This window comes from Chryseobacterium sp. T16E-39, from assembly GCF_002216065.1.
In the GTDB taxonomy this organism is placed as follows: Bacteria; Bacteroidota; Bacteroidia; order Flavobacteriales; family Weeksellaceae; genus Chryseobacterium.
Window position 1 is genome coordinate 3306218 of the sequence record NZ_CP022282.1, and the last position, 17196, is coordinate 3323413.

Annotated in this window: 17 protein-coding genes; 9 read left to right on the top strand and 8 right to left on the bottom strand. The window is 36.6% G+C overall.

All coding sequences use genetic code 11. The features are described from left to right. Positions 1-159 precede the first annotated feature (159 nt). Entirely contained in the window at positions 160-1038 is an 879-nt protein-coding gene (locus CEY12_RS14990) for a hypothetical protein (RefSeq protein ID WP_089028452.1), read from the top strand. Positions 1039-1149: 111 nt separating this feature from the next. Here the strand turns inward: CEY12_RS14990 and CEY12_RS14995 are convergent, their stop codons facing one another. Continuing rightward, positions 1150-2082: an NADP-dependent oxidoreductase gene (locus tag CEY12_RS14995; RefSeq protein WP_089028453.1), complete on the bottom strand. Its 933-nt coding sequence runs from the start codon at positions 2080-2082 to the stop codon at positions 1150-1152. A gap of 271 nt (positions 2083-2353) precedes the next feature. Between CEY12_RS14995 and CEY12_RS15000 the strand changes: the two genes are divergently transcribed. The 5 genes from CEY12_RS15000 to CEY12_RS15020 all read left to right on the top strand — a co-directional run bounded on the left by CEY12_RS15000 (position 2354) and on the right by CEY12_RS15020 (position 7711). Next, entirely contained in the window at positions 2354-2929 is a 576-nt protein-coding gene (locus tag CEY12_RS15000) for a DUF4840 domain-containing protein (protein WP_089028454.1), read from the top strand. 105 nt (positions 2930-3034) lie between these two features. Beyond that, positions 3035-3601 carry an RNA polymerase sigma factor gene (locus CEY12_RS15005; RefSeq protein ID WP_089028455.1) on the top strand — a complete coding sequence of 189 codons (567 nt, stop codon included), beginning with the start codon at positions 3035-3037 and terminating at the stop codon, positions 3599-3601. Positions 3602-3629: 28 nt separating this feature from the next. Continuing rightward, positions 3630-5000, top strand: a complete 1371-nt coding sequence (locus CEY12_RS15010) for an outer membrane beta-barrel protein (protein WP_157676835.1) — start codon at positions 3630-3632, stop codon at positions 4998-5000. A 46-nt stretch (positions 5001-5046) separates the two neighbouring features. Next, complete coding sequence (locus CEY12_RS15015; RefSeq protein WP_089028457.1) at positions 5047-6018, top strand: T9SS type A sorting domain-containing protein; 972 nt, start codon at positions 5047-5049, stop codon at positions 6016-6018. Positions 6019-6175: 157 nt separating this feature from the next. Then, positions 6176-7711, top strand: a complete 1536-nt coding sequence (locus CEY12_RS15020; RefSeq protein WP_089028458.1) for a YifB family Mg chelatase-like AAA ATPase — start codon at positions 6176-6178, stop codon at positions 7709-7711. A 143-nt stretch (positions 7712-7854) separates the two neighbouring features. On the opposite strand, the gene CEY12_RS15025 is transcribed toward CEY12_RS15020, so the two are convergent. Next, a complete protein-coding gene (locus tag CEY12_RS15025; protein WP_089028459.1) occupies positions 7855-8328 on the bottom strand; it encodes a DUF6876 family protein in 474 nt (157 codons plus the stop codon). Between the two features lie 77 nt (positions 8329-8405). Here CEY12_RS15025 and CEY12_RS15030 point away from each other — a divergent pair, with 77 nt between their 5' ends. Then, positions 8406-8888 (top strand): hypothetical protein, encoded by a 483-nt coding sequence (locus tag CEY12_RS15030; protein ID WP_089028460.1) that lies wholly within the window; start codon positions 8406-8408, stop codon positions 8886-8888. A 2-nt stretch (positions 8889-8890) separates the two neighbouring features. Here CEY12_RS15030 and CEY12_RS15035 read toward each other — a convergent pair whose 3' ends face one another. Genes CEY12_RS15035 through CEY12_RS15045 form a run of 3 tightly spaced genes read right to left on the bottom strand, consistent with a single transcriptional unit; the run spans position 8891 to position 9862 of the window. After that, positions 8891-9148 carry a hypothetical protein gene (locus CEY12_RS15035; RefSeq protein WP_089028461.1) on the bottom strand — a complete coding sequence of 86 codons (258 nt, stop codon included), beginning with the start codon at positions 9146-9148 and terminating at the stop codon, positions 8891-8893. Beyond that, positions 9145-9594, bottom strand: coding sequence for a hypothetical protein (locus CEY12_RS15040; RefSeq protein WP_089028462.1), 450 nt, complete (start codon positions 9592-9594; stop codon positions 9145-9147). Before CEY12_RS15040 ends, CEY12_RS15035 begins: the two co-directional genes overlap by 4 nt. A 19-nt stretch (positions 9595-9613) precedes the next feature. After that, positions 9614-9862: a hypothetical protein gene (locus CEY12_RS15045; RefSeq protein ID WP_089028463.1), complete on the bottom strand. Its 249-nt coding sequence runs from the start codon at positions 9860-9862 to the stop codon at positions 9614-9616. Positions 9863-10536: 674 nt separating this feature from the next. Here CEY12_RS15045 and CEY12_RS15050 point away from each other — a divergent pair. Then, on the top strand, positions 10537-11337 hold the full coding sequence (locus CEY12_RS15050; protein WP_089028464.1) for a T9SS-dependent choice-of-anchor J family protein: 801 nt from the start codon (positions 10537-10539) through the stop codon (positions 11335-11337). An 85-nt stretch (positions 11338-11422) separates the two neighbouring features. Here the strand turns inward: CEY12_RS15050 and CEY12_RS15055 are convergent, their stop codons facing one another. Continuing rightward, positions 11423-13627, bottom strand: a complete 2205-nt coding sequence (locus tag CEY12_RS15055) for a S46 family peptidase (protein ID WP_089028465.1) — start codon at positions 13625-13627, stop codon at positions 11423-11425. Between the two features lie 85 nt (positions 13628-13712). Here CEY12_RS15055 and CEY12_RS15060 point away from each other — a divergent pair, with 85 nt between their 5' ends. Beyond that, a complete protein-coding gene (locus CEY12_RS15060) occupies positions 13713-14147 on the top strand; it encodes an META domain-containing protein (protein ID WP_089028466.1) in 435 nt (144 codons plus the stop codon). An 83-nt stretch (positions 14148-14230) separates the two neighbouring features. Here the strand turns inward: CEY12_RS15060 and CEY12_RS15065 are convergent, their stop codons facing one another. Both CEY12_RS15065 and CEY12_RS15070 read right to left on the bottom strand, forming a co-directional pair. Next, complete coding sequence (locus tag CEY12_RS15065) at positions 14231-14638, bottom strand: hypothetical protein (RefSeq protein WP_089028467.1); 408 nt, start codon at positions 14636-14638, stop codon at positions 14231-14233. 6 nt (positions 14639-14644) lie between these two features. Then, positions 14645-17191 (bottom strand): beta strand repeat-containing protein, encoded by a 2547-nt coding sequence (locus CEY12_RS15070; protein WP_089028468.1) that lies wholly within the window; start codon positions 17189-17191, stop codon positions 14645-14647. Between the last annotated feature and the right edge of the window lie 5 nt (positions 17192-17196).

Here is a 17196-nt window from a genome sequence, read left to right on the forward strand (position 1 = left end):
TTAAATTAAAATTTATATGATCTAATCAAATACAAGCGTTCTATTAATAGTAATTTTTTAATAATCGATATAATTATTAAAAAAAAATTAAAATTGATAGAAAAGAAATAAACAATCGAAAATCATACTATTTTTGTTTTGATAAAAAACACACATCTAATGAAAAAAAAAATTACATTAAGTCTTTTTTTGGGGCTGTTATGTTCTCAATTAAACGCACAGGTTGGGATTAATACGAATTCTCCTTCCGCTACCCTGGATATTTTAAGTAAGGGAAATACCAGTGCAAGTAAAGGGTTGAAAATTAGCGATTCTTCTTCTAAAGAATTGGTAACCGTCCAGGACAATGGAAATGTAGGGATCAACAAAACAAGTCCAAATGGAAAATTACACATTGTAGGAGATACCGGAAATGGTGACGTTTTGTACCTGGAAAATCTAAAAGGTGAAAATGCCACAACAGGATTCTCTAATCTCTTAGTTGATAATTCAACAGGGAAAGTGGTAAAAGCTGTTGGTTTGGGAACGGTAATGACAAACTACAGGTCCACGATTCAACAGGTTTTGGATCGAAACAGTACTTCAGCACAGCTGGTCGAACTTTCTTCTAATGATAAGCTTATTGAAACGGCAACATCATTTGATGAAGCGACTTCCACTTTTACCATTCTGGAGGATGGATATTATTCGGTCTCTGGTTTTGTGGGTTTTAATGGATTCAGAAATGATTTTACGTCGGTGAATCAGTTTGTTGCGATGAATTTATTTTTTGAACTTTCCACAGATGGGGGAGCAAGCTGGACCCAATTGACGGGAACACGAAATTCGTTTGTTGGTGGAGCTGCGGGTGTAGGGACTACAATAGCCATATCTCCAGTGGCATCTTACTTAAATGCAAGCTCAAAAATACGTCTTATCATTCAAAGGCCGCAAATATCTGGTAATATGACATTAGGAACACCTTCCGGATCAAATGGACATATCAATTTGCCAACGGGGCAGTCGTACTCAAAGTCCGTTCTTATTATCAAATTGTAAGAGTACAGTATTCTATAAATAACAAACGAGGTCGCTTCAATTTTGAAATGACCTCGTTTTTCTATTTATCGTGGTAAGACAATTGATGCGTGGAATAAAAAAGGTTTTTAGTTAAGGAATTTCAATAACAATTTTTCCTTTGGTTCCATGGGTTTCGATTTGTTGATGCGCTTCTGCTATTTGTTCCATAGGAAATTTTTTTTCGACGAAAACTTTTACAAGCCCCTTCTCAAGCAATTCGGCAAGAGCTAATAAATTTTCTCTTTTAAAAGAGAGCATCGTCCACATTAGATTGATATTTCTATTTTCTGACAATTCAATTGCTTTTGGGTCATCTTTAGTATAAGAAGGTAAACAAACAACTCTTCCCCCGCGTTTCACACAATTGATAGATCCATATAATACTTCTCCCCCCATGGTATCGAGAGCAGCGTCAAGGTCTGATAAGATGTCTTCGAATCTCTCGTTTTTATAATCGATAGGTTGATCTACTCCCAGACTTTTTATAAATTGAATATTTTTACCCGAAGCTGTGCCACTAACAAATGCATCCGCTATCTTTGCCAACTGTACGGCGAAATGTCCCACACCTCCGGCTGCAGACTGAATTAAAACGTGCTCGCCGGGTAAAACTTTTAAATGGTCATAAATCGCCTGATAGGCTGTAAGACCTGCTAAAGGAGCTGCTGCAGCTTCTTCAAAACTAATATTGTCCGGCTTTTTAGCAATAAATTCAGGACTAACAGCTATATATTCGGCATAGGTTTGTGCAGCAAGACCGAAAACAGCATCCCCTACGTGAAAGTTTTGAACATTTTGACCAACCTCTTCGATAACTCCACTAAAATCCTTCCCCAAAATAGCAGGAAGCTGGAGTGTTTTAGACGAAATATGAGATCCGTTCCTGATTTTTGTCTCAACGGGGTTGATACCAACTGCTCTTATTTTTACTAAAACCTGATCTGCACTGATTGTCGGTTTTTCTATGGTGATAATTTCAAGCCGGTTGGCTTCTCCAAATTCTTTTATAACAATTGCTTTCATACGTTTTTTATGATGTTCTAAGGTAGGGATTTTATAGATCTATGGGCAGAGATTACGATGCATTTTAAATATATAAAAGATTGATTATGGATAAAGTATTCTATCGCGGATAAAATTTTAACATGAATGTGATATATTTTAGCATTGATAGTCAGTGATTTGGCTGGTATTTCTTTTTTATTTTAAAAATTCATGCAAGAATCAAAAAAAAGAGGGTTTATATAAATGAGTACTCAAAATAAAAAAATGTTTAATGCAAGAAATTTAAAAAATGAAAAAATTTATAGTACTTAAAGCTTTTGTGGCTGTATTAATCTGTTTTGTAAGTCTTAGCTTACTTTCATGTAATGATGATGGTCCAGATATTCCGCCTGTAAAAATACAGGATGTCATAGGAAATTATAAAGGAAAATTAATAACAACCCAGGGAACGAATAAGGCTGAAGCAACAATTGGTTTTACAGTAAAAAAGGATACCCTGAAATTTACAGATCTGCCGGTAAAAGAAATTGTAAAATCTGTAGTAAAAGACCCTGTAAAAACAGAAGCTGCACTTACGGCAATTGGGAAAGTAAAGTATAATATAAATTATACAGCTGTAGTGAATGCTAATTATAATGCTGTAGAATTTACGTTTACTCCAAAAGTATTGGAAATTAATATTCCTATGGATGGAGCAATTAAAAAAACGGTCGTGACTTTTGCGGCAAAAGAAAAAGGATTTTATGTTGGACAGAATTATGCAATGAAATTTGGATTGGTTGGAGAAAAAATAACAGTTGATGGAGTAGTATTAACCCCCTACGAAGTCATTAAATATGATTTCCCATATTGTATAAAAAATTAAGTAATAGTTAGAAGCAAGTTTAAAATAGGTTGCGCTTTGTAATGATGCAACCTATTTTTGCATCAGGATTAATTATTAAAGTAAGGCATCAGTGTAACGTAATCAATGGAGGCAAGTAAGGAGCAGATTTTAGTGAATCGTCTTCTGTTAAAAGAAGAAGCTGCATGGAAGGAGCTTTTCGGAGTATACTCCGGAAATCTTTCTTATGTGTGCTCTCGCTATATCATTGGTAAAGATGATGTTCATGATGTGTTACAAAATAGTTTTATCAAAATGTTTCGCTCCATAGATTCATTTGAATATAGAGGAAAGGGTTCTCTAAAAGCGTGGATCACCCGGATTGTCGTGAATGAATCATTAAAGCATATCAGGCAATATTCAGATTTTAAAGTAGTGACGAGTGATTTTGAGATTCCTGATATGACAGATGAAGAAGAGCCTGATCTTGAAGAAATACCTCAGGAAGTTATTATGGAAATGATTCGATCGCTGCCTGATGGGTACAGAACAGTATTCAATCTTTATGTGTTTGAGAGCAAAAGCCATAAACAGATTGCAGAACTGCTGGGAATAGCTGAGAATTCATCAGCTTCACAATTCCATAGAGCCAAAGGGTTGCTTGTTCAGAAAATTAAAGAATATAAAATGTTAATAAAAGCGCAATATGAATAATCGGTGGTTAAACGACCTGCGCAAGAAGATGGAAGATCATACTAATGATGTTCCGGATGGAGTATGGGATGATATCAAAGACGAATTGTTCAATAATGAAGATGAAAACTATATTGTTGGGATTCCTGCAGAAGAACATGATATAAAGGGAGAGGAAGAGCGAGTTTCAGGTAGGAAAAACAGAGCTTTAGTCTATAGAATTGCTGGTATCGCTGCCGCCATTGTTTTATTTATTGTCGTTGGAAAACAGCTCTTTAAAATAAACGATAAGATAGAGCCCGATCCAAAAGTTGCTCTTTTAAAAAACGATAAAACATTAAATAAGCAGGATAATGTAGGAGATAAGGAAAAGTCTTCTACTGATAAAAAGGCTGATTATAATGATCAAATTTTATCAGCTAATGCAGCAAGTGGGGAGTCTGCTATTTTAAGCAAAAATATTTTAAACAATAGTTTGGCTCGGCAAACGGGAAAATATGTGAATGCGGAAAAGAGTTTGCTTTCAGGTGTCAGAGATTTAGAACCCTTACAGGGATTATTCACGCAAAATAAAGGTTTCATACAAAAACCAAATGCCCCTATTGAAAGTGGAAACAAAATTATTGACCGCGCTACGGAAGTGGACCGACTTATTTCTGAATCTGAAATAGGCCAGCAAAATAAGTCTATTGCAAGTGCTACAAAAGAAAAGAAACAAAAGGCTAAAAAGTCATGGATGCTAAGTTTATTGACTGGAAAGGCTTCATCCAATTCTCAGCAGTTCCCAGGTTATGCAACAATAAATGGTGAATCACTCACTTTTGACCAGGTATGGAGTGCCTCAAGTTATTCTGAAGACCCGTTTGTGAGAATTCTGGTTGCTAACCAAAGCCAGAATGTAGAGGCCACGGTAAGACATAAAGTCCCTCTTAATTTAGGAGTTTCTTTGTATTATAATTTAGGAAAAAAATGGGGGATCGGAACAGGGTTGAATTATACCAAATTATCCTCTGAACTTCACTCGGGAAGTCAGTCCAATTTTGTGAAAAGTGAACAGACGATCCATTATATAGGAATTCCTGTGCAGGTTAATTACAATGTGATTCAGAAGGGAAGGTTTACTGGATATGTTACTGGGGGAGCCCTTGTTGAGAAGCCTGTAGCTGGACGTTTTAAGACGAAATATGTAGTTGAAAATGTAGTGACGGATGAGACAAGTGAGCGATTAGAAAAGCAGCCGGTACAGGTTTCATTAAATACGGCATTAGGAGTACAGTTAAAACTTGTGGATAAAATAGGGGTCTATGCGGAGCCGGGCATTGGCTATCATTTCAAAAATGATGGTTCATTAAATACAATATACAAAGAGAAACCATTAAACTTTAATATCAAATTCGGGATCAGGGTATTGCTTGACTAGTTCTATCGGATCCATTGTTTACTAATCAACCAAGAAAATATTATTTATGAAAACAAAACTAATTTTTTTATCACTGTTCTTATTTTTGAGTATTTTAAAGATAAGCGCGCAGTGTACATTTACACCAACTATTACCAGTCCTAGATTAGGAACTCAATTCCCCAATAAAATCGTGTTCTGTAACACAGAATCTGAAGTCCTTTCAACACAAACTTACGACAGTTACCAATGGTACAAACAGGAGTGGACATGGCAGTCCCCCAATACTAATCCTTGGGTTCCTATTTCTGGGGCAACTTCTCAAACCCTTACTATTAATGGAGGCAGTGATATGCTCTATTACTTCAAAGTAGAGGTTACCCTTAATGGATGTACTGCACAAAGTGCTGAAATTATGGCAGATGGGTTTGCCTATGGACTCCCATCAATGATGACGACATTCACCCCGGGAACATATGAAAATATAGGACCTGGTGAGTATAATATTTGTGAAGGAGCATCAGTGCAATTTGACGATACATTCCCTGACTTATATGGCGTTCATACATGGTACAAATGTGCCCCAACTAATGTGCCTCCAACTCCTGATGCTTGCATCGTGCAGGGAGCAACAGGTGATACCTATATTGCAACCCAGTCTGGAGAATATGGTTTCTATGCCTGTACTGCCTATTGTCCTGATCAATGCGAATTCCTGGGGCTTGGCTCATTTGTAAAACTAAATTTTGGGAACTGGAATTTCTGTAATCTCGGAACAGGGGAAGTTGATCCTAAAAAAGGAAATAACTTAAGTGTATACCCTAATCCCGCGGCACAGTTTATATTTATTGGGAAGGATTCTGATAAAGTATATAAAGAGGTTACTATTATTGATGCTTCCGGACGACTTGTTTTGCAAAAGAAGAATCATACGTATAATCAACCGATAGATATCAGTGAGCTGGCTGTCGGAACTTACATTATAGTTTCTAAGGATTCTAAAGATAAAGTTTATAAAAATAAATTCATCAAAAAGTAAAATGTGAGTGCCCCCTTATGAACTCATGTTAGTTTTTTCAGTAATTGTGGAGTCGGTGTAGGATTTATCCTGCACCGGTTTTTTTTATCCATTATAACCACAAATGTAAAAATGGGATTCAAGAAAAATTGAATTATATTTACATTAAAACACACTTATGCTGATCAAAATTTATGGAAGCGCAATTCACGGAGTTGCAGCTCAGACTATTACTATTGAAGTCAATGTTGACACTGGTGGTGTCGGTTATCATCTGGTAGGACTTCCCGACAATGCTATTAAAGAAAGCAGTTACAGAATTTCAGCTGCCTTGAAAAATGTAGGATTTAAAATTCCGGGTAAAAAAATTACGATCAACATGGCTCCTGCCGACCTTCGAAAAGAAGGCTCTGCTTATGATCTAAGTATTGCTCTAGGAATATTGGCTGCTTCGGATCAGATTTTAGCTGAAAATATACAGGATTATATTATTATGGGTGAGCTTTCGTTGGATGGAAGTTTACAGCCAATCAAAGGTGTTTTACCCATAGCAATGAAGGCTCGGGAAGAAGGTTTTAAAGGAATTATTTTACCGAAACAAAATACCCGTGAAGCGGCTGTGGTAGAAGGGATTGATGTATATGGAGTGGTTAATATTAAAGAGGTGATTGATTTCTTTAATGAGGGCATTCCCATTGAAAAGGTGATTTTAGACATCAAAAAAGAATTTCAGGAAAAAATTGATCAGTTTCCATTTGATTTTTCCGAAGTGAAGGGGCAGGAAACTGCAAAAAGAGCTATGGAGATTGCGGCGGCAGGAGGACACAATATAATTTTAATAGGACCTCCCGGAAGTGGAAAAACAATGCTTGCGAAGAGGGTTCCCAGTATTTTACCTCCTCTTACTTTAAAGGAAGCTCTAGAAACAACAAAGATCCATTCTGTAGCGGGAAAAATTGGAACTGAAACTTCCTTGATGACTATCCGTCCTTTCAGGTCACCTCATCATACCATATCTGATGTTGCATTGGTTGGTGGTGGAAGTTACCCTCAACCTGGTGAGATTTCTCTGGCTCATAATGGAGTTTTATTTCTTGACGAGATGCCAGAATTTAAACGTACAGTTCTTGAGGTTATGAGACAACCTCTTGAAGATCGTGAAGTTACTATTTCAAGGGCAAAATTTACAGTCAATTATCCCGCAAGCTTTATGCTGATTGCGTCAATGAATCCCAGTCCAAGTGGGTATTTTCCGGATGACCCCAATAATACGTCAAGTATTCTGGAGATGCAAAGGTATATGAACAAACTATCAGGTCCTCTTTTGGACCGGATAGATATTCATATTGAAATTCAAAAAGTAGAATTCGAACAGTTGACAGAAAAAAGGAAAGGTGAAAATAGTGAAGAGATCAGAAAAAGGGTATTAAAAGCACGCGAGGTGCAACAGGACAGATACCGCAATTTAGAAATCAGTTATAATGCACAAATTGGTTCCAGGCAAATAGAACAGTTTTGTGCATTGGATGAGGCTTCTTTTTCGTTGATAAAACAAGCGATGGAGAAGCTGAATTTATCGGCAAGGGCCTATGACAGGATTCTTAAAGTAGCCCGGACAATTGCTGATTTGGAAGGGGATCAAAATATTCTGTCACATCATATTTCTGAAGCAATACAATATAGAAGCCTTGACCGTGAGTTTTGGAAATCTTAATGAATATAAAATTCTAAAACTTTGAAAAAGAGTAAGAAAGCAGACTGTAAAATCTGAAGTTAACGGTTGTAAGATCTTCAAGTATAATAATTCAGTAGGTAAAAAACGGGTTTATTTTCAATCTTCCAAATGGAATGATCCGGTTAATAAAGATTTTCCTCTGTTGGAAGGCAAAATAGTTTGTCCTTTTTTATAACAGTTAGGTCATCAAAATAAAAGTTTGCCTCCAGATTTTTTATTTCTGCCAACTTATGTCCTGATTTGTTCTTGCAGGTAAGCGTAAAAGAATTTGGAATCGTTCTTTTTAGAATCCATATTTGATTTTCAGAATTCAAGTTAAGCTGTTCATCCAATATCATTTCAAATAACCAACTGCAATCTTCGAAAGTTACCAAATCATTGATTCCTTCTGTTAATTTATAGCCATCCTTATAGTCGTGTAGATCCTGAGAGTACGAATAAACATCGTATAGCTCATTGGCAGAATTTCTTCTTAGATGGTGTTTGTTACTCATGGTTTTTGATTTTAAAACGGAAGGAGAACTTGGTGTATGAAAAGTCCCTGTTGTCTCAAAATGATTATAAAAGGCACTTGTAGATTCTGTGAAATTTTTCATAATTTAAATATTTATGTTAATTTTGTTTTATTATCTTTGCACAAATATAGTCAAAATTTAGACCAAATAAAATATAAATGGACAAAATAACAACCATTAAGGAAAGAATATTATTTTACTTGGAAGAAAAAAATATTAGAAAGGAGTCTTTTTATAGAGAAACAGGTATGTCCGCCTCTAATTTCAAAGGATCCGGACTAAAAAGCGACCTGGGAATTGACAAGGTGGTTAAGGTTTTAACGGTTTATCCTGAATTGAACAACCACTTGCATTGGCTTATTAAAGGTGAAGGGGTATTGGACTTAAATGCTCCTGAAGAACATACAACAGAAAAAAAAGATTCCCAATCTGGAAATCTTTTATATCAAGGTTTTAACGAAGAAATTGGTGACCTATTGGCAAATATATTTGCACAATACAATACGCAAGACAAGAGCTTACTCTTTATCCAAAATCAGATCTCGAAAATGGAAAAGAAAATGGAAGCTGCTATTGTAAAGCAAAATAAGAATATTGAAAGACTTTTAAGCCTGACACAAGATAAGGTAGACTTAAAATAATCTTAATTCTTATTAATTATAATTTTTTCGGAACTGGCCATTAATGTTTTAGTGGGTGCACTTAAGATCAGGTAACCCAGTTCACTGGTGAAGATTTCTAAATCTTGCATGGTACCAATAAAGCCATTATTGATCTCTTTCTTTACTAATCGCATTTTTTCCAGGTATTGCTCTTCGGACAAAATTTCTTCAATATAATCCTCCCACAGTTTATCACTAAGAGCAACAAGAATCTTTAAGCTTTCTCTATGATTACTCATTTTTTTGTGATGTCATTACGTTTAAATAATATTGAAGAAAATCTTTCTAATGTACTATTGTTAAATTTATCAATTACATTCATTTCCCTGTAGTAATTATCTAATCTGTAGATCAGGTAAACTATAAGGGCAATAATTACTACAATCGCGATATCGGCATATCCGGATATTATATTTTTATTAAAAAATATAAATTTAATATACGTCGCTAAATGAAAATAGCCAGAAACCAGAACAACATAAAATGTATATCTGTGTGCTTTAAATAACCCTCCTAATGCAAGAAGGATTATACATGACGGAATTGATAGAAAGTAAATAGCTGAATCTAAATCCAAACGTCTTTCGCCAGCATTATTGGCTAACTGCACATTTACATCTATAAAATAACCCACAATGTTATTCAAAAATGGTAAAATAGCAGAGATCAGCACAAAAGCTGACATGACGATTTGGATCGCAAGCTTACCTAGGCCTATCCGGCTTCGTCGGGTCGATTGTTTCGTTTTTACCTCCATTTGCTGAATTTGAGTCATTTTGGATTGCTGGTATTTTCACGGAATCACTGACAGGCATCGCTGTTTTTGAGCTTGTCATATCTATTTTAGTATTCTTAGACTGTAAAGTAGTAGAGGTTTCTTCATTACTTCTGTCTTCGCAAGCTACCAAAAGAGCTATCAAAATGACCCCGGATAAAATTAGTTTTAGGTTCATAACAATATATTTTTTTTAACAATTTAAAGATAAGCCATAAAACTTAAATTTAGCTTAAAAAAAATACGATAATATTTTTCATTTTTTAATAATATTCCAAATTTATGGTTCATAAACGTTATATCACTACGCAATGAAATCAAAAATAGTAAATATATGTTTACATTCCATTATTTTTTAGTTAATTTTTCATATTAAAATAAATTGTATTGAATTGATTTTATTAATTAATCCTTTTAGAGTGATTAAATTCTTTTAGGAAAGTTAGCTTTCCCGTTATCAGTAAAGGTTAAGCAATTGGTTTATCCTGTCAAATAATACATCGTATTCTATTTAAAAACTAAAATATTGTGTCTTTTTTAAGTTAAAAATCTGGTATTTTTATTTTTTTGGAATAAAATATTCCTATATAATTGATATTGTATCGCAGATGTTGTATCTTTTTTGGGCCACCGATTATCATCTGGATCATTTTTCTTTTTTCTTGGGTTTCAATTTTTTAGCCTGCCCGATCCTGTGGATATAATCCTTTTTAACATGTTTTTAGCTCTAAATTGAGATGTCTCAATTTAGTCTTTTCGCAATGTTGTTTGGTTTAATTTAGTTAAAACCCATTATTATTGTGTAATCTACGAAAAATTCGTTAAATTGTTTTGAAATTAAAAATATTTGCCATGAAAAAAATTTTACTTTCTTTAGCATTATTACCTTTATTGGCTAATGCACAGGTTACTACTTTCCCATGGGTGGAAACATTTGAAACGTCTTCCTCTACAGCTTCTTTATGGACTCAGGTATACGAGTCAGGGAGTAAGCAGTGGAGTACTGTTCAAACAGCATATGCTGGTTACACAACTGGACCATACCAAGGTTCTTTAATGGCTGAATTTGATATTACTTCATTTACTGGAGCGACTACGAAATATGTTAGTCCGGTACTGGACCTGTCTTCTGTATCAAATCCTTCTTTAGAGTTTTATTACAGAAACAGAGATTGGGGAGGGGATCAGAATGAGCTAAAGGTTTATTACAGAACTTCATCTGCGGCAGCATGGACTTTAATCAGTACATATAATTCTAGTGTATCGCCTTGGACGTCTTCTGGAGTATTGCCTCTTCCTTCTCCCTCTGCGACTTATCAAATTGCCCTTGAGGGGGTTGCAATGTATGGATATTCTATTAATGTTGATGAAGTTACGGTAAGTGCAGGGGCACTTTCAACTTCTGAAGTAAATCACAAAAAAGATTTGTTTAAGTTATATCCGAATCCAACATCTGATTATGTAAATATTACATCAGAGACTAAAATTTCAGAAATCTCGATAATCGATCTGAGCGGGAAGAAGATGGGTACCTTTAGCGTTGAGGGGTTGACGGCCAAGATTTCTGTACAGGAACTGCCATCCGGAAATTACATTATTAAGGTTAATAATGCTGATGGATCAGTGTCTTCTCAGAAGTTTATCAAAAAATAGGACTAAAAACTGACTTTATTTATTTCTTTACACAAAAAAACCGTGAAACTTATTTCACGGTTTTTCTTTTATATATCGTAGATGATTATTTCTTATTTTTAGCTGCTTTTACGTGCTCTGCTTTTGCTGGACGGGTTTTTGTATCAGCAGGAGTGTTTTCACTTCTTACTAACTTTAACTCGTCAATCAATCTTCTTGCACCAGCGTATTTGTCAATAGTCCACAATACGAAACGAACATCAACGTTAATTGTTTTTTGCCATTCCTGTTCAAAAACAATGTCACCACTTAATGCTTCACTGTTTCCGTCAAATGCAATACCAATAAGGTTACCGTCACCATCAATTACTGGTGAACCAGAGTTTCCTCCTGTAATATCATTATTAGAAAGGAAGTTCACTGGCATGTAGCCTGCAGCATCAGCATACTGGCCGAAGTCTTTCATGTTGTAAAGGTCAATTACTCTTTGAGGAAGATCAAATTCTTCATCTCCTTTTTTGTATTTACCAACTAAACCGGTCATATCGGTATAATAGTTGTCTGTAACACCAAAATAGTTTCTATCAGTTCTGATTGGTAATTTGTCTACTGTTCCATAAGTTAATCTCATAGTAGAGTTTGCATCAGGGTAGAACTTTTTCTCAGGCATTGATTTCATTAAACCAGCCAGGAACATACGGTTGTTCTTCGCAAAGTTATCATCAATTTTAGAGAATTTTTCAGAAGATAACCTCTGATCTGTCGCAACGCCATTAGCTATTTTTAAAAGTGGATCTGCGTCAAGTTTCAGACGGTCCGGATTTAAAATAAAGTTGGTTACAGATGTTTTATTGGCAAAAATTGAAGAATACGCAACGTTTGAAAGATTCTTAGAATCTAATGCCATAATAGTCGGAGAGGCAACATCTTTATCTACTCTGGATTGGTAAAGGCCAACCATTGAGTTAAGCATTTCTCCTTCCAGTTTAGTGTTGAAGTTTTCGTAAGCTGCTTTTACAGAAGCTTCTACTTTTGCTTTCATTGCTAATCTTCCAGCCATATCTTGTTCAGCGTAAGACTTAAGGACAGAGCCAACCTGGAAAGCTAGGCTGATATATTTTGCATTTCTTGAAAGTTGAGAAGCATAATTTCTTTCAACATTTCTGTTAGAAACCTGCTTATAATAGATAGAAATATCATCTAATACACCATCATATTCTATATTGGCAGGTTGTAAAGACCATTGCTTGAAATTAGCTTCAATCTTTTGTTTGTCTGTAATCGTTCCGTTTTTGATCACGGCGTCGATTGTTCCCTGTCTGTTTTTCCAGTAGTTAGCTACTGAAGCATACTGAGAAGCATAACTAAGCTGAGTTCCTTTATCTTTATCCATGTACTTCTTCATCACATCCATTGCAAGTTTAGATGCTTCTACCCAAGCTGGATAATCTTTGTTTACCATCTGTTGGATCCCGTAAGATGTTAAATAACGGTTTGTTCTTCCCGGGTATCCTAAAATCATAGAAAAGTCACCTGGCTTAATTCCTTTAAGAGAAACAGGTAAGAAATGTTTAGGCTTTAAAGGAGTATTGCTTGGAGAATATTCTGCCGGATTTCCTGCAGCATCAGCATACACTCTGAAAACTGTAAAGTCTGCAGTATGTCTTGGCCACTCCCAGTTGTCTGTATCCCCTCCGAATTTACCTAATGAAGAAGGTGGAGCACCAACCAATCTGATATCTTTATAGTCTTGATAAACAAAATAGTAGAACTCGTTTCCGTTAAAGAAATCTCTTACTACTACCGTATATTTTCCGTTTTCAGAGTTTTCAGCCTGAATTGCTTTTATTTCAGCATCAATCACAGCTTTTCTTTCCTCACCGGTCATTTTGTTGTTTAGTTTGGCGTTGATTCTTTGTGAAGCATCATCCATCCTTACTAAAAATCTAACGTACAGATCTTTAGCGTTAAATTCGTCTTTTTGCTTCATTGCCCAGAAACCATTTTTCAAATAATCTTTTTCTGGAGTAGAAGCTGCAGCAACAGCACCATAACCACAGTGGTGGTTTGTGAAAATAAGTCCTTTATCGGAAACGATTTCACCTGTACAGAAGCCTCCAAAGCTTACAATAGCATCTTTTAAACTTGAATTGTTTACCGAGTAAATTTCTTCAGGGGTTAAATGCAAACCTTCTTTTTGCATGTCAACACCATTTAATCTTTTGATGAGCATTAACAGCCACATACCCTCATCCGCTCTCATCTGGGCAAAGCCCAATAAAAAAGTGAATAGTAGAAATAGTCTTTTCATTTTATAAAATAATTTTGTGTCGCTAATTTACTAATTTTTACGATATTCTGCCTGTGATTGGTATGAAAATGGAAGGATTGATTTCATGAAAAAAATATTTATTAGTCTTTTTGGAATTTTGTTTTTGGGAATGATGGTTAATTGTTCTTCGGTACCAGACAAGAATCCATCGATTCAAAGAGAATGGATGCTTATTTCTTTTGGAAATTTCAGTAAGGATCAGATGGTTAAAAGTAGAGCTGGGATTAATCTCACTGCAAAAATGGAAGGAGGTAAAATTCGGGGCGGAGCTTTTATGGGATGTAATAGAATGTTTTTTACAGGAGAATTTAAAAATAACGGCAAAATGAAGATTTCAGGAGTTGGAAGTACGATGATGGCCTGTCAGGATATGAAGCTCGAGCGTGCATTTGTGAATAGCTTTGAAAGGATTACCCAATATTCTGTAGAAGGTCACTTTCTTACTTTGTCAGATAATAAAGGAGTGGTGATGAAATTTGTAGCTTCGGATTGGGATTGATCATGAATTATTTAACTAAAATGTCTATATGAAAGAAGTCCGCAATTTTGCGGACTTCTTTTTGTTAAAAATCTTATGGGTTATTAGTTTTTAGGAATAGTTTTTTTTATTTCTGCGAGAGTTGCCGTATTAGATAACCCGGTAGTGTTTTGCTTTTTAAAAGTACTTGCCTTACGTGATGAATGTCGATTAGGAATTGTAGCAAGAACCTCTTCAAAACTAGCAGTGTTGGGAAGTAGCTTTCCGGAACTTTCTGAGGGAGCTTTAGATTTTGAGGTTTGTTTTTTAACCTCAAGACCTTGATCTGATGCCAGACCTGTTTGTGCTGTTTTTTTGTCGGCATTCTGTTGCAGGTCTTTCAAAACCTGAGCTTGCTGTTCTTTTGCATTTTTTAATATTAATGTTTGATCTTGTTGGTCGGAAGTTTTACTTTCCTGTGCGTAGATCCCTATGCTTAATAATAGTAATGCTACAGTATATAGTGATTTCATAGTTTTTTATTTAATGTTTACAAGTACTTTAATTTTTCCTGTTTCATTCTGATTGTAATCCTGAAGAGCTTTACCAATAACTTGTCCTATTTTTACCTTTTTAGGATTGGCTTTCATTGCAATTCCTGGTTTTGACGAGGTTACCAAAAGATCACCCCTGCTGATTTTCCCGCCTTCAAGACAAACCTTTGTTGGAATAACTCCAATCACACCCATAGGGACTTTGTCGGAAAGATCTGCGTCAATATGTTCTTCAGTTAATAAAACTCCCGGTTTGGTAGCATAAACTCCGGCAACCAGAGTAGAATAAGGTTTAGAAGACTTCTCTACCGTTCTGTCAGAATCTAGGGAAATTACTAAAATGTCACCCGGTTCATATTGCGATGTTTTTCCTTCGACATCAAATGCTTCGGCAACGTCGGCTCCGCTATTCTGGGTTCCTCCGTTAAAAAAGCCTCTTCCTGCCTTATTGATACGGGCAACGTTCACTGAAGCACTCTGGTAGACTGAAATATTACCAGAAGGTCCCTGGTGGTTAATAAGTAAGGTGTTTCCAGTACCTGTAGTGGTAACGTGTACCACCGGCTGGCCGTTAGCGTTGTTGAAATTAGCAAACCTTCCGGCTTTACCTGTACCAAAATTAGGGATAAACCCTGAAATAGCATTTCCTGTACCATCACAAGAAGCTTCTATACCGTCACCTGTGCCACCGGCATTCGCGGTAATCGCGTTTCCGTTTCCGTCTGTAAGAGCTAAGACAGAAGGGCCATTTCCCGAAGCATTAGAAGCATAAAATAAACCGGCATATCCACCCGTGCCTGATGAAAGACCATATATACCTGCAGTACCGAAATTGGCAAAAATTGAATTTACTTCGCCTTTTACAGCTGCTGAGGTACCGGTAGTACGATCAACCTTGAAGTTACCTGCGATACCATTACCAACAGTTTTTACAGATATTACTTCATTGTCATTATCTTCATTAAAAATCTCAAACCTTCCTGCGCGTCCAGTTGCGAAACTTGGAACCCATGCGTATAAAGCATTTCCTCCACCATCAATATTGGTTTCTACACCATTTCCATCTTTACTCGCATTTGCGGTAATTGCATTTCCGTTTCCATCGGTAATTGCCACTAAAGCAGGGCCGTTTCCAGATGTATTGGAAGCATGAAACAGACCTCCGAAACCACCTGTTCCGGATGAAACTCCAAAGATGGCCGCAGCACCAAAGTTGCCAAATATTGTTTTTACTTCTCCTCTTACTGCTGCAGCGACACTGTTATTGTTGTTAACAAGAAATGACGATGCATTTCCCTGAGTATTGTCAGGAATATCTCCATTTCCATTAGTTTCTACTTCAAGGGTATTAATTAAATTGGTTTGGTTATTGTTTTCAAATCGACCCGCGCGTCCTGTACTGCTATTAAGTCCAACCTGGCCAAATACACCAATCGCGGTTCCTGTAGTATTGGTTGATATAAATCCCCGTACACCATATCCGCCACCATCATTTCTCCCAACAACTGCTCCCGCAATGTCACTTGTTGTTCTTCCTACTAAAGCTTCGCCATTTCCATTGTTATCGGCCACGACGCCGGCGGAAGACTGTTGGCTGGCTATCCCGTGTACTGCAAAACCAGCTCCTGTGCTGCTTCGAACTCCGGCTCCGTTTCCTGTAGATGAGACATTAACGACCGTTCCGGATCCTACAGTCGAAGCAACAATTACATTGTTATTGTTAGCATTATTAGATATTGAAAAATTAGCAGCTATACCATTGTTACTCGTTGCATTAAGTCCGGTTCCTGTGTTGCTGTTTGCATATACACCGAAGCCATTTCCTGATGAGTTTCCATATACTCCCAGGCCGCTAGGAGAAGTTCCGTAAACACCCCATCCACTTCCATCCTGGCTTCCCCATACACCTACTCCCAGACCGCCTGTTCCATTATTGATACCACGGACGCCTGTTGAAAAGCCACCTGGAGTAGTGCTGCTTACGATACCTCTTACAGCAGCGATACTTGATGTGGTCGTGTTATTAGTACCTTCAATTGAAGTGCCGTCACCATCATTTGTTAATGCAAACAAACTTGCCGCATTATTAACTGTTGCTGAGTAGGGAAGAGTGAAGCTTCCGCCACCGCCGCCTGCTGATTTTGCATACATAGCGTATGGGACACTAAGCAGCTGGCTTGTTCCTGTTATGGTGTAGCTTGTTCCACCAAGTGGATCTGTTTCTGTTTTTAAATAGTAGTTCCCGGTGGTCCAGTTGATTGTTGCAAATGTACCAGAGAGAACGGTTCCAGTGCCTATTTCAAGGGTAATGAGGCCGTTAGCATTCGTGTTTCCTGTCAATCTTTCAGAATAGACCACGGGGCCTGCTGCTGAGCCCTGGAGGACGCTTACTTTTACAGCAATACTTTGATTAACTGTTAGCTGCCCGGCAAGATTCCGGATGACGGCCTGATAGCTCATTTTTTCGGGTACTTGTCCAAAAGCTGAAAAACAGCCCAGGATCAGTCCCAGTATAGATAGAATTTTTTTCATGGTAG